15 protein-coding genes are annotated in these 15,683 nt (G+C 52.9%); 8 read left to right on the forward strand and 7 right to left on the reverse strand.

Translation table 11 applies throughout. From position 1 onward, the window contains the following. Positions 1-17 precede the first annotated feature (17 nt). From yigF to yigI, 4 genes are read right to left on the reverse strand one after another with little or no spacing between them, the layout of a single operon-like run. A complete protein-coding gene (gene yigF / locus ACLJPQ_RS20405) occupies positions 18-398 on the reverse strand; it encodes an inner membrane protein YigF (RefSeq protein WP_000356594.1) in 381 nt (126 codons plus the stop codon). Between the two features lie 15 nt (positions 399-413). Continuing rightward, positions 414-872 (reverse strand): membrane protein, encoded by a 459-nt coding sequence (locus ACLJPQ_RS20410; protein WP_001538085.1) that lies wholly within the window; start codon positions 870-872, stop codon positions 414-416. Between the two features lie 34 nt (positions 873-906). Further along, the gene (gene rarD / locus ACLJPQ_RS20415) at positions 907-1,791 is read right to left on the reverse strand and encodes an EamA family transporter RarD (protein ID WP_000339080.1); all 885 of its coding nucleotides are present in this window, start codon (positions 1,789-1,791) and stop codon (positions 907-909) included. A 43-nt stretch (positions 1,792-1,834) separates the two neighbouring features. Continuing rightward, positions 1,835-2,302, reverse strand: a complete 468-nt coding sequence (gene yigI / locus ACLJPQ_RS20420) for an acyl-CoA thioesterase YigI (protein ID WP_001277136.1) — start codon at positions 2,300-2,302, stop codon at positions 1,835-1,837. A gap of 164 nt (positions 2,303-2,466) precedes the next feature. Here yigI and pldA point away from each other — a divergent pair, with 164 nt between their 5' ends. From pldA to rhtC, 3 genes are all read left to right on the forward strand, one after another. Then, positions 2,467-3,336, forward strand: coding sequence for a phospholipase A (gene pldA, locus ACLJPQ_RS20425; RefSeq protein ID WP_001201692.1), 870 nt, complete (start codon positions 2,467-2,469; stop codon positions 3,334-3,336). A gap of 83 nt (positions 3,337-3,419) precedes the next feature. Next, entirely contained in the window at positions 3,420-5,249 is a 1,830-nt protein-coding gene (gene recQ, locus ACLJPQ_RS20430; protein ID WP_138010053.1) for an ATP-dependent DNA helicase RecQ, read from the forward strand. A gap of 63 nt (positions 5,250-5,312) precedes the next feature. Beyond that, a complete protein-coding gene (gene rhtC, locus ACLJPQ_RS20435) occupies positions 5,313-5,933 on the forward strand; it encodes a threonine export protein RhtC (protein ID WP_000980080.1) in 621 nt (206 codons plus the stop codon). 39 nt (positions 5,934-5,972) lie between these two features. Here rhtC and rhtB read toward each other — a convergent pair whose 3' ends face one another. Then, entirely contained in the window at positions 5,973-6,593 is a 621-nt protein-coding gene (gene rhtB / locus ACLJPQ_RS20440) for a homoserine/homoserine lactone efflux protein (RefSeq protein ID WP_000142523.1), read from the reverse strand. A gap of 110 nt (positions 6,594-6,703) precedes the next feature. Between rhtB and pldB the strand changes: the two genes are divergently transcribed. The 3 genes from pldB (at position 6,704) to ACLJPQ_RS20455 (ending at position 9,516) form a co-directional block, all read left to right on the forward strand. Then, entirely contained in the window at positions 6,704-7,720 is a 1,017-nt protein-coding gene (gene pldB / locus ACLJPQ_RS20445; RefSeq protein ID WP_000487685.1) for a lysophospholipase L2, read from the forward strand. Positions 7,721-7,735: 15 nt separating this feature from the next. After that, positions 7,736-8,536: a sugar/pyridoxal phosphate phosphatase YigL gene (gene yigL / locus ACLJPQ_RS20450; RefSeq protein ID WP_000285338.1), complete on the forward strand. Its 801-nt coding sequence runs from the start codon at positions 7,736-7,738 to the stop codon at positions 8,534-8,536. A gap of 80 nt (positions 8,537-8,616) precedes the next feature. Beyond that, a complete protein-coding gene (locus ACLJPQ_RS20455) occupies positions 8,617-9,516 on the forward strand; it encodes a carboxylate/amino acid/amine transporter (protein ID WP_001196257.1) in 900 nt (299 codons plus the stop codon). Here the strand turns inward: ACLJPQ_RS20455 and metR are convergent. Next, on the reverse strand, positions 9,404-10,357 hold the full coding sequence (gene metR / locus ACLJPQ_RS20460; protein WP_000569786.1) for an HTH-type transcriptional regulator MetR: 954 nt from the start codon (positions 10,355-10,357) through the stop codon (positions 9,404-9,406). The two genes, ACLJPQ_RS20455 and metR, sit on opposite strands and share 113 nt — an antisense overlap. Positions 10,358-10,605: 248 nt before the next feature. On the opposite strand from metR, the gene metE reads away from it, so the two are divergent. Together metE and ACLJPQ_RS20470 are read left to right on the forward strand one after the other, a co-directional pair. Continuing rightward, complete coding sequence (metE, locus tag ACLJPQ_RS20465) at positions 10,606-12,870, forward strand: 5-methyltetrahydropteroyltriglutamate--homocysteine S-methyltransferase (RefSeq protein ID WP_079973742.1); 2,265 nt, start codon at positions 10,606-10,608, stop codon at positions 12,868-12,870. Between the two features lie 343 nt (positions 12,871-13,213). Continuing rightward, positions 13,214-14,557, forward strand: a complete 1,344-nt coding sequence (locus tag ACLJPQ_RS20470; RefSeq protein ID WP_000017943.1) for an anaerobic sulfatase maturase — start codon at positions 13,214-13,216, stop codon at positions 14,555-14,557. 79 nt (positions 14,558-14,636) lie between these two features. On the opposite strand, the gene ACLJPQ_RS20475 is transcribed toward ACLJPQ_RS20470, so the two are convergent. After that, positions 14,637-15,449 (reverse strand): dienelactone hydrolase family protein, encoded by an 813-nt coding sequence (locus tag ACLJPQ_RS20475; protein WP_080185136.1) that lies wholly within the window; start codon positions 15,447-15,449, stop codon positions 14,637-14,639. Positions 15,450-15,683: the final 234 nt, after the last annotated feature.

The following is a 15,683-nucleotide window of genomic DNA, read 5'->3' on the forward strand; positions in this document are numbered from 1 at the left end:
TGAACCACCCTGAAAAGTTACAGGCTCCAGGTATTGATACCTTTAACCTCTTTTTCATAGAACCACTTATTTGTATTGACGCCGACATAAGCTGCGACAACAAGTCCAAGTATGTTAACGCCGATTAATGCTCCAATAAATATTGCAACGATCCCTAATAAAATAACTATAATTGCTTTTTTCCACAGACCCAGTACAAACAAATAAATCCATGAGAAGAAAAAGGCAATAAAGTTTATTTGAATAGTCAACCGTTGTCGGGGCTTTAATGCTTTAAATGCCTGTTTATATTCTGGGCTTACTTTCCAAAATCCAGGGAAACCATGTTGATCGTAAAATGAAAAACGGTATTTCCATTTTTCAGATAGCGAACCATCATTAATATAATCCTTGTCCATGTAAACTCCATTAAATTACTTGTTGAGTGAATTCGAATCCGGGGGGGCCAGAAGTAGCAGAGAAAAGGTTGCAAAATACCATATTAGAAAAAGAGGCATACCAAAGCCATCGCAAGCGAAATCTTCAGCAACCATTATCACGAAGGAGGCAATATAGATTACAAGCGTACCCCATACATAGAATTTTATATATTCAAAGCCACTGTCTCTGAATCGCTGACAGTTTAAATTAATGACGAGATAATGTAGTAAAATTGTGAATAAAATTGCCAGTATCACAAAGCTTAAATGTAATAAAACCCCAACCAAAATGGAAAATATTATATTTATTAGCGCGAATGATAATAAATAACGACATCTGGAAACACATCTCTCAGATGAAGGAATAAAAACACTTAACATTAATTTCACATCCATATGTTGGGTTACGTCGTTAGCATGACAATATGCTACCCCCCTTACAAGGGGAGGCATATTTTTTCAGATTATATTTAGAATAATAGTCGCGTTATTTTTTACGCTGCGTATAAATCGCATCCATCACGAAAATCGCCAGCGCGACCCAGATAAACGCAAATGTCACCATCTTATCCGCGCCCGGCACTTCGCCATAAAACGTCACCGCCAGTAAAAACATCAGCGTTGGGCCGATATACTGGAAAAAGCCCAGTGTAGAAAGACGCAGACGCGTAGCCGCTCCGGTGAAGCACAGCAGCGGAATCGTAGTGACCACACCCGCCGCCATTAACAGCAAGTTCAACGATAGTGCGTTTTGCCCCATATGGCTGGTAGGGCTATCGGCGATGCCAAACAGATAAATTGCCGCGACCGGCAACAGCCATAGCGTTTCGACCAGCATACCCGTCTGCGCTTCAACGGCGATCTTCTTACGCACCAGGCCGTAAAACGCAAAACTAAACGCCAGCCCCAGCGCGATAATCGGCAGTGAACCAAACGTCCAGAGTTGCACCAGCACGCCGCACACCGCCAGAATCACCGCCAGCCACTGCATTCGACGGAAGCGTTCGCCAAGAAAAATCATCCCCAGCAAGATGTTAACCAGCGGATTAATGAAATAACCCAGGCTGGCCTCCAGCATATGGTGATTATTTACCGCCCAAATGAACAATAGCCAGTTACCGCCGACCAGTACGGCGGACAGGGCCAGCAGGAAAATCTTCTTTGGCGTTTTCAGTAAGCGCTTAACCTGTCGCCACTGCCGGCTGACGCTAAGCAGCGCCACCATAAAGAAAAATGACCAAATCACGCGGTGCGTCAGGATCTCATCTGCGGGAACGTAATAGATCAGCTTGAAATACGCGGGGGCGATCCCCCAAATAAAATAGGCGGCAAGAGCGAGTAATACGCCCTGCCGTGTTTGTTTTGCGTCCATCCGGAAAACTCGTATCTGAAGTGTAACAACAGTTTACCTGCTTTTATCCCACCATATAAGTAGCGGTGGCGCTGGCGATGTACAGCTGATCTTCATTGTGTAATTCCACGCGGGCGACGGCCACTTTATTCCCTGCGCGCAGCAGGCTACTGGTGGCCGTAAAGCGGTTGCCTCTGCCCGGACGCAGGTAATCGACGCGCAGGTCAATCGTTCCCATCCGCGACAGGCGCTGGCGTAGTTCATCTTCGCTGATGGTTTCGTGGCGAGTTAGCGTGCTGCCGACGCATACCAGTCCGGCGGCGACATCCAGCGCAGAGGCGATCACGCCGCCGTGTAAAATGCTTTGCGCCCAGTTGCCGACCATCATCGGCTGGTTGTTGAAGGCCAATTGGGCGAACGCTTTTTCATAGCGTTCCAGCTCCAGCCCTAACGCCCGATTAAACGGCATGTGGTAGACAAACATTTCACCCACTAATTTCAGAGCTTGTTCAGCGGTAAGTACAGCGGACATAGATTCCTGATACTCCATTGGTTAATGAAATGTTGATATTATGCTTCTTAATTGTTGTTTTCTACTTTAAGAAGGGATAACTAACGGCTATGTGTGTAAATATGTAAAAATGGTTGGCAGAGAATGATTCAAGCTGAAAATACTTCGTCAGGAGAACGTCAAGAATGCGGGCGATTTTGAGAGGGTTGTTGCCAGCCACGCTACTGCCATTAGCGGCATATGCACAAGAAGCTACGATAAAAGAGGTTCATGATGCGCCTGCAGTACGGGGAAGTATCATCGCTAACATGCTACAGGAGCATGATAACCCTTTTACGCTTTACCCTTATGACACGAACTACTTGATCTACACGAACACCAGCGATCTGAACAAAGAGGCCATAAGTACCTACAACTGGTCTGAAAACGCACGTAAAGATGAAGTGAAATTTCAGTTGAGTCTGGCGTTTCCGCTGTGGCGCGGAATACTGGGGCCGAACTCGGTACTGGGCGCTTCCTATACGCAGAAATCCTGGTGGCAGCTTTCCAACAGTAAAGAGTCTTCGCCGTTTCGCGAAACCAACTACGAACCGCAGCTTTTTCTTGGTTTTGCTACCGATTATCGCTTTGCCGGCTGGACGCTGCGCGACGTAGAGATGGGCTACAACCATGACTCTAACGGACGTTCGGACCCCACCTCGCGTAGCTGGAACCGTCTGTATACCCGTCTGATGGCCGAAAACGGTAACTGGCTGGTAGAGGTTAAACCGTGGTACGTGATTGGCAGTACCGATGATAATCCGGACATCACCAAATATATGGGTTATTACCAGCTTAAAATCGGTTATCACCTGGGCGAGGCGGTATTAAGCGCCAAAGGCCAGTACAACTGGAATACAGGCTACGGCGGCGCGGAAGTTGGATTAAGCTATCCGGTCACTAAACATGTCCGGCTTTATACCCAGGTGTACAGCGGCTATGGCGAATCGCTGATCGACTATAATTTTAATCAGACACGTGTCGGCGTCGGCGTGATGCTTAACGATATCTTCTGATTGGATTGTGTTTTAAACATTGCAGTTTCTCTCGCAGGCGCTGAAAATAGCGCCTGTTTTGATTTATGGTGAACGGGGTTAATGTGGCGCAGGCGGAAGTGTTGAATCTGGAATCAGGGGCCAAACAGGTTTTGCAGGAAACCTTTGGCTACCAACAGTTTCGCCCGGGCCAGGAAGCGATTATTGATACTGCGCTCTCCGGTCGCGACTGTCTGGTCGTCATGCCCACCGGCGGCGGCAAATCTCTGTGCTATCAAATCCCCGCGTTGTTGCTGGATGGATTGACCGTCGTCGTTTCGCCCTTGATCTCGTTGATGAAAGACCAGGTCGATCAGCTACTGGCGAACGGTGTGGCGGCGGCGTGCCTGAACTCCACTCAAAGCCGCGAGCAGCAGCTTGAGGTGATGGCGGGGTGCCGTACCGGACAGATTCGTCTGCTGTATATTGCGCCGGAACGCCTGATGCTGGACAACTTTCTTGATCATCTGGCGCACTGGAATCCGGTATTGCTGGCGGTGGATGAAGCGCACTGTATCTCGCAATGGGGGCATGATTTCCGTCCGGAATATGCGGCGCTCGGTCAGCTTCGCCAGCGTTTTCCCGCTTTGCCGTTTATGGCATTGACCGCCACCGCCGACGACACCACGCGCCTGGATATTATTCGTCTGCTTGGGCTTAACGATCCGTTAATCCAGATCAGTAGCTTTGACCGACCGAATATCCGCTACATGCTGATGGAGAAGTTTAAGCCGCTCGACCAGCTAATGCGCTATGTTCAGGAGCAACGCGGCAAATCGGGTATCATCTACTGCAACAGTCGGGCGAAAGTGGAAGATACCGCTGCGCGCTTGCAAAGTCGCGGCATTAGCGCGGCTGCCTATCATGCGGGGCTGGAAAACGCTATTCGCGCCGATGTGCAGGAAAAATTTCAGCGCGACGATCTGCAAATCGTGGTGGCGACCGTCGCTTTTGGAATGGGCATAAACAAACCTAACGTACGTTTCGTCGTGCATTTCGATATCCCGCGCAATATTGAATCCTACTATCAGGAAACGGGCCGCGCCGGGCGCGACGGACTGCCTGCGGAAGCCATGCTATTTTACGATCCGGCTGACATGGCCTGGCTACGTCGTTGTCTGGAAGAGAAACCAGCCGGACAGCTTCAGGATATTGAACGGCATAAACTGAATGCGATGGGCGCTTTTGCCGAAGCGCAAACCTGCCGCCGCCTGGTATTGCTTAATTACTTTGGCGAAGGCCGACAAGAACCGTGCGGCAACTGCGATATCTGTCTCGATCCGCCCAAACAATATGATGGCTTAAACGATGCCCAGATTGCGCTTTCTACCATTGGTCGGGTTAACCAGCGTTTTGGCATGGGCTACGTTGTCGAGGTGATCCGCGGCGCGAATAACCAACGCATTCGCGATTTCGGTCATGACAAACTCAAGGTTTATGGCATGGGACGCGAAAAGAGCCATGAGCACTGGGTGAGCGTGATTCGCCAGCTCATTCATCTGGGGCTGGTAATGCAAAATATTGCGCAGCACTCCGCATTACAGTTGACGGATGCTGCGCGTCCGGTGCTCCGTGGAGACGTTCCGCTAAAGCTTGCGGTGCCGCGCATCGTCGCCCTCAAACCCCGCGTGATGCAGAAATCGTTCGGCGGTAATTACGATCGCAAATTGTTCGCTAAGTTGCGCAAGCTGCGTAAAGCTATCGCTGATGAAGAGAATATCCCGCCGTATGTGGTCTTTAACGACGCCACGCTGATAGAAATGGCGGAACAGATGCCGGTTTCCGCCGGCGAGATGTTAAGCGTTAACGGGGTTGGGATGCGCAAACTGGAGCGCTTCGGGAAAGAATTCATGGCGCTCATCCGCGCGCATGTCGATGGTGATGACGAAGAGTAGTCAGCCCGGCAAAAAAGTGCCAGGATGGTGACTCACTGAACTATTTCCCCGCGAGCCATTTTTATGATGATGCTATTTTTCACCGTGGCAATGGTGCACATCGTTGCGCTAATGAGCCCCGGCCCCGACTTTTTCTTCGTGTCTCAAACTGCTGTCAGCCGTTCGCGTAAAGAAGCGATGATGGGCGTACTGGGCATTACCTGCGGCGTGATGGTATGGGCGGGCGTGGCGCTGCTTGGCCTGCATCTCATCATCGAAAAAATGGCCTGGCTGCATACGATCATTATGGTAGGCGGCGGCCTGTACCTGTGCTGGATGGGCTATCAGATGCTGCGCGGCGCGCTGAAAAAACAGGATGCGGCGGCGTCTTCTCCGCACATTGAACTGGCGCAGAGCGGGCGCAGTTTTCTCAAAGGGCTGTTGACCAATCTGTCGAATCCTAAAGCGATTATCTATTTTGGTTCCGTTTTTTCACTGTTTGTCGGCGATAACGTCGGCGCTGCGGCGCGCTGGGGTATTTTCGCGTTAATCACCCTGGAAACGCTGGCCTGGTTTACCGTAGTCGCCAGCCTGTTCGCGCTGCCGAAAATGCGCCGCGGCTATCAGCGTCTGGCGAAATGGATTGATGGCTTTGCCGGCGCTTTGTTTGCGGGCTTTGGTATTCACCTGATTATTTCGCGCTAATTTACCTCCGGGCCGGATAAACATCATCCGGCACGACTATCACGCGTGTCTTGCCGACGCCAGGAGCGCGCCTACCAGCATAAACAACGAACCAAACGCTTTATTCAGCGCCTTCATCTGCTTTGGTCCTTTAATCCAGGCGGCAATGCGCTGCGCCAGTGTGGCGTAACCGGTCATCACAATCATATCCACCACAATCGTGGTGACGCCGAGAATGAGGTACTGCGCCAGTTGCGGTTGCTGCGGCATGATGAATTGCGGAAACAGGGCGGCAAGAAAGACAATACTTTTGGGATTGGTTAGATTGACAAATATCGCCCGTTTGAACAGCCGACCCCGCGATTGCGTCTGGGCGAGAGTATGCAGATCGATAGCGCCTGCGGCGCGCCATTGCTGGATACCCAGCCAGATAAGATAAGCCGCGCCAGCCCATTTCAGAATTTCAAAAGCGAGGAGCGAGCGCGAAAAGAGCGTACCCAGTCCGACGCCCACCAGTACGATATGTATCCCCAGTCCGGTCTGGAGTCCGGCGATAGAAGCCGCTGCGCCACGATATCCATGGTTGATAGACGTCGTCATGGTATTGATGGCGCCTGAACCCGGAGAAAGACTCAGCAGAGTTGAGGTCAGTAGATAGGCGAACCACCATTCAAAGGTCATGCGAAACTCCCTGGTTGTCTGTTTTTGTGCCACAATACGCTACTGCCGCTGTGTTGTGTCAGGCACGACGCAAAAAACGATTTTACCTGGTAAACGAGGCCGAAAACCCGATGTTTCAGCAGCAAAATGACTGGGAAACAAGAGAAAATGCGTTTGCCGCTTTTGCTATGGGGCCGCTGACCGATTTCTGGCGTCAGCGGGAAGAGGCGGAGTTTATCGGCGTGGGTAACATTCCGGTGCGCTTTGTCCGTTTTCGGAATGATTCCAACGATCGGACGATCGTCATTTGTCCTGGCCGCATTGAGAGTTATGTAAAATACGCTGAACTGGCGTATGACCTTTTTCATCTCGGTTTTGATATCTTCATCATCGACCACCGTGGTCAAGGGCGCTCCGGGCGGATGTTATCGGACCCGCATCGGGGCCACGTTGATCATTTTAACGATTATGTTGAGGACTTAGCGGCGTTCTGGCAGCAGGAAATTGAGCCGGGGCCGTGGCGTAAGCGTTATATCCTGGCGCACTCAATGGGGGGCGCGATAGCCACCCTGTTCCTGCAACGCCATCGTGTGCGGTGCGACGCTATTGCGCTCACCGCGCCGATGTTTGGTATTGTGATACGCTTGCCTTCCTTTATGGTGCGCCATATTCTCGACTGGGCCGAGGGGCACCAGCGTATCCGTGAAGATTACGCTATTGGTACCGGTCAGTGGCGGGCGTTGCCGTTTGGGATGAATGCGCTGACCCACAGCCGCCAGCGTTATCAGCGCAACTTACGATTTTATGCCGACGAGCCGCAGCTGCGCGTTGGCGGCCCCACCTGGCATTGGGTACGCGAAGGCATTCTGGCGGGTGAGCAGGTTCTGGCTGGGGCGAGCGATGACACGACGCCTACGCTACTGATTCAGGCGGAAGAAGAGCGGGTAGTGGATAACCGCACCCACGATCGTTTTTGTGAAATTCGCGCCGCGGCGGGATACCCTTGTGAAGGGGGAAAACCGCTGGTTATCAAAGGCGCGTACCATGAGATCCTTTTTGAAAAGGACGCCATGCGCTCAGTCGCGCTTAACGCCATTGTTGAATTTTTCAACAAGCCTAATTTATCCAGCGGAAATCGCTTTGCTTAGAGGTTAAATTTTATTATGTATCAGGTTGTTGCGTCTGATTTAGATGGCACGCTGCTCTCCCCCGACCATACGTTGTCCCCTTATGCCAAAGAGACTCTGAAGCTGTTGACCGCACGCGGCATCCATTTTGTCTTTGCCACTGGTCGTCATCATGTCGATGTAGGGCAAATCCGCGATAATCTTGAAATCAAGTCTTACATGATCACCTCCAACGGCGCGCGAGTGCACGATACCGACGGGAATTTGGTTTTTACGCATAATCTGGACAGCGACATTGCCAGCGACCTGTTCGGGGTGGTGAATGCGAATCCGGACATCGTGACTAACGTTTATCGCGACGACGAATGGTTTATGAATCGTCATCGCCCCGATGAAATGCGTTTTTTTAAAGAGGCGGTATTTAACTACTCGCTGTTTGAGCCTGCGCTGCTGGAGCCGGAGGGCGTCAGCAAAGTGTTTTTCACCAGCGACACTCATGAAAAGTTGTTGCCGCTGGAGCAGGCGATTAACGCGCGCTGGGGCGATCGGGTAAACGTGAGCTTCTCTACGCTAACCTGTCTGGAAGTGATGGCGGGCGGAGTGTCGAAAGGTCATGCGCTGGAAGCGGTCGCTCAGGCGATGGGGTACAGCCTGAAAGAGTGTATCGCCTTTGGCGACGGAATGAACGACGCTGAAATGCTCACGATGGCGGGCAAAGGCTGCATCATGGGCAATGCGCACCAGCGTCTGAAAGACCTGTATCCCGAACTTGAGGTGATCGGCATCAACGCGGATAACGCCGTGCCGCATTACCTGCGCGATCTTTTCTTACGCTGATGTGATTGTTTGTTAGTTGACCAGTTGTCAACTTTACTCTCCGCTACAATGGGTGTTTCCTGTTTTAAGAGACATCCATTGTGGCGCTACTCATCATTACCACTATCCTGTGGGCTTTCTCCTTTAGTCTATTTGGCGAGTATCTTGCCGGGCATGTCGATAGCTATTTCGCGGTGCTGATACGCGTTGGGCTGGCGGCGCTCGTTTTTCTGCCGTTTTTGCGTACTCGCGGGCACAACCTAAAAACCATCAGCCTGTATATGCTGGTGGGGGCGATGCAGCTTGGCATCATGTATATGTTGAGCTTCCATGCTTACCTCTACCTGACCGTATCCGAACTGTTGCTGTTTACCGTTCTGACGCCGCTCTATATCACGTTGATTTACGATGTGATGAGTCAGCGTCGTTTGCGCTGGGGCTATGCATTTAGCGCGTTGCTGGCGGTGATTGGCGCCGGGATTATTCGCTACGATCGCGTGACCGACCATTTTTGGGTCGGTTTGCTCCTGGTGCAGCTTTCTAATATCAGTTTCGCTATCGGAATGGTGGGGTATAAACGTCTGATGGAGACCCGTCCCATGCCGCAGCACAACGCCTTTGCATGGTTCTATCTGGGGGCGTTTTTGGTGGCGGCGGTGGCGTGGTCGCTGTTGGGGAACGCGCAAAAGCTGCCGGAAACCACGCTGCAATGGAGCATTCTGGTGTTTCTCGGCGTGGTGGCGTCCGGCATTGGCTACTTTATGTGGAACTATGGCGCTACCCAGGTAGACGCCGGGACTCTGGGTATCATGAATAATATGCATGTTCCTGCAGGACTACTGGTTAATCTTGCCATCTGGCATCAGCAGCCCCACTGGCCAAGCTTTATTACAGGCGCGGCTGTGATCCTGGCTTCGCTGTGGGTGCATCGAAAATGGGTCGCTCCGCGCTCCGCACAAACGGCAGATGATCGCAGGCGTGATCCCGCGTCGAGCGAATAAACGCCTCGGTCACCGCCTGACGCTGGTCGCCGTCGCGCACGGCGGCATACAGGCGGCTCCACAGACCATCACCCAGGGTTTTGGTCACCACCAGACCCTGGCGCTCAACGCTTTCCACCACCCAGTGCGGCAGGGCGGCAATGCCCATTCTGGCCGCCACCATCTGAATCAGCAGTAGCGTATTATCCACGCTTTTCAGCAGCGGACTGATACCCGCCGGTTGCAGGAAATGTCGCCAGACATCCAGTCGGCTGCGCTGCACCGGGTAAATCAACAGCGTTTCGCTGGCTAAATCTTCCGGCGTAATCTGCGTTTTGCTGGCCAGCGGATGGTCGGGCGCCAGCACCAGTCGGACTTCAAAATCAAACATCGGCGAATAATGCAGCCCGCTGCGCGGCAAAATATCCGACGTCATCACCAAATCCAGCTCGCCTTGTTGCAAGGCCGGTTGCGGATCAAAAGTGACGCCGGATGTGAAATCCATTTCTACCTGCGGCCAGCTTGCACGGAAGTTTTCCAGCGCCGGGGTCAGCCACTGAATACAGCTATGACATTCAATAGCGATGCGCAGACGAGTTTGCTGCGGTTCGTTGCACGCCTGCAGCGCACGGCTGATTTGCGGCAGCACCTGGTTTGCCAGTTGCAGCAGAACTTCCCCCTGCGGCGTAAAGCGCAGCGGCTGGCTTTTACGCACGAACAGGCGGAAGCCAAGGCGTTGTTCCAGATCGCTGAACTGATGAGACAGAGCGGATTGGGTCTGGTGTAGCACCGCCGCCGCGGCAGCCAGCGATCCACTATTCCGCAATGCCTGGAGTGTTTTCAGATGTTTAATTTCGATCATGAAAGTCCTTCACTTCGCCATGAACAAATTGCGCTTGAGGAATATACAGTACCTTTACATTATGGATGTGTAAACATCCAGACGTCTAAAACTCGTCATATTTCGACTTGCAGATGCGTTGGCTTCCTTGCTTACCCCAGTCACTTACTTCAGTAAGCTCCTGGGGATGCGCTGTGTCGCCGCCTTCCTGCAAGCCGAACTATTTAGAGTTTTACTTTCAGATTCAATAAAATAAGAGAGGAAGTAAAATGACAATATTGACTCATACCCTCGGTTTTCCTCGCGTTGGCCTGCGTCGCGAGTTGAAAAAAGCGCAAGAGAGCTACTGGGCGGGGAACTCAACGCGTGAAGCGTTACTGGCGGTGGGCCGCGAACTGCGCGCGCGTCACTGGGAACAGCAGAAACAAGCGGGTATTGACCTGTTACCGGTAGGCGACTTTGCCTGGTACGACCATGTTCTGACCACCAGCCTGCTGTTAGGCAATGTGCCGGCTCGTCATCAGAACAACGATGGTTCCGTGGACATCGACACTCTGTTCCGCATTGGCCGCGGTCGCGCGCCAACCGGCGAACCGGCGGCGGCAGCGGAAATGACCAAATGGTTTAATACTAACTATCACTACATAGTACCGGAGTTCAGCAAAGACCAGCAGTTCAGACTCACCTGGACACAGTTGCTGGAGGAAGTGGACGAAGCGCTGGCGCTGGGGCATAAGATCAAACCCGTACTGCTGGGGCCTGTCACGTATCTGTGGCTGGGTAAAGTGAAAGGCGAGCCGTTTGACCGCCTGACGTTGCTGAAAGACATTTTGCCGGTGTATCAGCACGTACTGGCTGAACTGGCAAAACGTGGTATTGAGTGGGTCCAAATTGATGAGCCAGCGCTGGTGCTGGAACTGCCGCAGGCGTGGCTGGATGCCTTCAAACCGGCTTACGACGCGCTTGCCGGCCAGGTGAAGCTGTTGCTTACGACCTATTTTGAAGGCGTGACGCCAAACCTGGACACTATTATCGCGCTACCGGTACAGGGGCTACATGTTGACCTCATTCATGGCAAAGATGATGTAGCGGAACTGCATCAACGTCTGCCGGTCGACTGGCTGCTTTCCGCAGGCTTGATTAACGGGCGTAATGTCTGGCGCGCCGATTTGACCGAAAAATACGCGCAGATTAACGCCCTTGTGGGCAAACGCGCGCTGTGGGTAGCATCCTCCTGCTCTTTGCTGCACAGCCCGATCGATCTCAGCGTCGAAACGCGTCTGGATACGGAAGTTAAAAGCTGGTTTGCCTTTGCGCTGCAAAAATGCGGTGAACTGGCGTTGCTGCGCGATGCGCTGAACAGCGGCGAAACGGCGGCGCTTGAGGAATGGAGCGCACCGATTCAGGCTCGTCGTCACTCCCGTCGCGTACATAATGCCGCGGTAGAAAAACGCCTGGCGGCGATCACCGCGCAGGACAGCCAGCGTGAGAATCCGTATGAGGTGCGCGCTGAAGCGCAACGCGCCCGCTTTAAACTTCCCGCCTGGCCGACGACGACTATCGGTTCGTTTCCGCAAACCACGGAAATTCGCGGCCTGCGTCTGGACTTCAAAAAGGGCAACCTCGACGCGAATAACTACCGCACCGGCATCGCCGAACATATCAAACAGGCTATCATCGAGCAGGAGCGTTTAGGGCTGGATGTGCTGGTACACGGCGAAGCCGAGCGAAACGACATGGTGGAATACTTCGGCGAGCATCTGGACGGCTTCGTCTTTACCCAGAATGGTTGGGTGCAAAGCTATGGCTCCCGCTGTGTGAAACCTCCGGTAGTGATTGGCGATATCAGCCGTCCGGCACCGATTACCGTGGAGTGGGCGAAATATGCCCAGTCGCTGACCGACAAGCCGGTAAAAGGGATGTTGACCGGCCCGGTGACTATTCTTTGCTGGTCATTCCCCCGCGAAGACGTGACCCGCGAAACGATTGCGAAACAGATTGCGCTGGCGCTGCGTGATGAAGTTGCGGATCTGGAGGCGGCGGGGATTGGGATTATTCAGATCGACGAACCGGCGCTGCGCGAAGGTCTACCGCTGCGTCGCAGCGACTGGGACGCCTATCTGGAATGGGGTGTGGAAGCCTTCCGCATCAACGCGGCGGTGGCGAAGGATGAAACCCAGATCCACACCCACATGTGTTACTGCGAGTTCAACGACATTATGGATTCGATCGCCGCGCTGGATGCGGATGTGATCACCATTGAGACCTCCCGCTCGGATATGGAGTTGCTGGAGTCGTTCGAAGCGTTCGACTACCCGAACGAAATCGGGCCGGGCGTGTACGATATTCACTCGCCGAACGTGCCGAGCGTCGAGTGGATTGAAGCCCTGCTGAAGAAGGCGGCACAACGTATTCCGGCACAACGCCTGTGGGTGAATCCGGACTGCGGTCTGAAAACTCGCGGTTGGCCGGAAACCCGCGCGGCGTTAGCGAACATGGTCAAAGCGGCGCACAATCTGCGTCAGGCGAAATAACCCATCCTGGCCGCTGCGTTTATCCGGCAGCAATGCGGTGCTACCCTTTGACGGGTAGCGCCCGTGCCTGACCTGATTAACAGCGCCTCTATCTCCTCTTTTTTCTCATTTCCCTTTTTCTTATTTTCCGCGCTGTCTTTTTCAGGATCTGGCTATTTGGCGATCTTGATAATAAAAAGGTTCTCCGTATGAATGACAACCAGGCGGATAGCGTCCCCGGAAGCAGCGCGGCGGATTTTATTGCCTCGCAGATCGTTTTTCCTGTCATGATCGCCCAGCGCTCTCATAGCACAAAACGAGGTTTTCCATTCTGTTATGTTCCCTGGCGACGATAAACGTCGCATTGTCTCATGGCGCTGGTGAACCTTATTTTTTAACGGAGATGTCTGACATGGCGGTAGCAGGTTGTCACGTAATGGCCAAACCCGGCGGCGCGATCTGCAATATTGATTGCACATATTGCTTCTATCTTGAAAAAGAGGCGCTGTACCCGGAACGCAATAAAAACTGGCGGATGTCGGACGAGACGCTGGAACAATTTATACGCCAGCATATTGCCGCGCAGAGTGGCGACCGCATTGACTTTGCCTGGCAGGGCGGCGAACCGACCATGATGGGACTACCGTTTTTCCGTCGGGTTGTCGCATTATGTGAAAAGTACGGCGATGGGCGAAAAATCACTCATGCGTTGCAGACGAACGGCATCCTGGTGAATGACGAGTGGGCGCGCTTTTTCGCTGAACAGCATTTTCTCATCGGTCTCTCTATCGACGGTCCGGCGTCGTTACACAACCACTATCGGCTTAATCGCGCTGGAAAAGGAACTCATGAACAGGTCGTCGCAGCCATGGCGCGGCTTAAAGCGCACCATGTCGACTTTAATACCTTAACCGTCGTGGGAAAACATAACGTCGGTCATGCAGCAGACGTCTACGAATTTCTTCTGGCGGCGGGATCGCGTTTTATTCAGTTTATCCCGCTGGTAGAGCGAATGAGCACCGATAACTCATCGGTACTTAATCTGGTGATGCCCGGCGAAAGCGCGGCAAAGCTGGCGCCATGGACGGTACCGTCGTGGCAATATGGCGAATTTCTCAACCAGATCTTTGATATCTGGGTTCGTCGCGACGTAGACCGCGTCTATGTGCAGATGTTTGACGTGGCGTTAGCCGCCTGGACGGCGCAGCAGCCGGTACTGTGTGTACATTCCGAGACTTGTGGACATGCCTTCGCGTTGGAGTCGAACGGCGATCTCTACAACTGCGACCACTTTGTCTACCCGGAACATCTGCTGGGGAATATCCACCAGCACAGCATCAAAACCTTAAATAATAGCGAGCGGGCTATTGTGTTTGGCGAGGCCAAGCGGGAGACCCTGACCGCCGATTGTCGTCGCTGTGACTACCGCTTTGCGTGTCATGGCGGCTGTCCGAAGCATCGCTTTGCCGTCTCGCCGTCCGGTCATCCTGCGCATAATTACTTGTGTGCGGGCTATAAGCATTTTTTCCAGCACGTTACGCCGTATATGAATGTCTGGCGGGAGCTGCTGGCGCAAGGCTATCCGATGGCATCGATCATGCGCTGGCTGGCGCAGGACGCGCGTAAAGACACAGGAGCTGTCAGTCGTAACCATCTCTGTCCCTGCGGCAGCGGCAAAAAATATAAAAAATGCTGTGGTAAAGCATAGCTAACGTGGCGATGACGCTTTGTTGAGCCTACACCGACTCCGGTCTCGTAGGCCCAACAAACATCGTAATGCGCTGTGGTTAGCCTTTTTTCCCACCGTACTGCGCGAACCATTCCAGCATTCTTTGCCAGCCGTCTTTCGCTGAGGCTTCGTGGTAGCCCGGACGATAATCGGCATTAAACGCGTGCCCTGCATCGGTATAGACCACGATTTCCGCCTTCGCATTAGCGGCGCGTAGCGCCTGACGCATGGTTTCCACGCTCTCCTGTGGAATACTGGTATCCTGCCCGCCGTATAAACCCAGTACCGGCGCGTTAAGATCGGTGGCGATATCAACGGGATGCTTCGGCGAATTGAGTGACGTGTCGCCCACCAGCTTGCCGTACCACGCTACCGCTGCTTTTAACTGTGGGTTGTGCGCGGCGTACAGCCAGGTAATTCGGCCTCCCCAACAAAAACCGGTGATCATCAGCCGATGCGCATCCCCGCCGTTGCGCGAAGCCCAACTGGCGACGTGATCCAGGTCGGCAAGGACTTGCGAATCGGGTACTTTAGCCACCAGCCCGCTCAATAATGTGGGTATATCGGCGAAATCATTGGGGTCGCCTTCGCGGAAATAGAGCTCCGGCGCGATAGCGAGATAGCCTTCCAGCGCCAGTCGTCGGCAAATATCGCGAATGTGTTCATGTACGCCAAAAATTTCCTGTACCACAATGACCACAGGCAGCGCGCCGTCGCTTGCCTTTGGTCTGGCGTAATAGGCTGGCATATCGTCGCCCTGAGAGGGAATCGACGTTATCCCCGCGCTAATGGCCCCATCAGGCGTATGAATCATCGTAGGGGCAAGTGGGGAAGCTGCAGGTGCAAAGCCGGATGGATGTGTCGTTGTCATGGTATTCTCCGTACCCTTAAAAAATAGCGCAATCTTAACTATAGACAGTGTGTAACAAACCACATTGCCTTAAAGCGGCTATCTTTTGTGCAATGCCTGGCGATATTGATTATTTATTGTGATGAGCATCACTTTTTAATGGTAAACGAGTGCAATTGTTTTACACCATAGTGATGGCTGTCACGAAAATATCTTTATGCCTTAGGTAAAGTGTCTTTTTGCTTCTTCTGACAA

Source organism: Salmonella sp. SAL04213, from assembly GCF_046550535.1.
Taxonomy (GTDB): Bacteria; Pseudomonadota; Gammaproteobacteria; order Enterobacterales; family Enterobacteriaceae; genus Salmonella; species Salmonella enterica.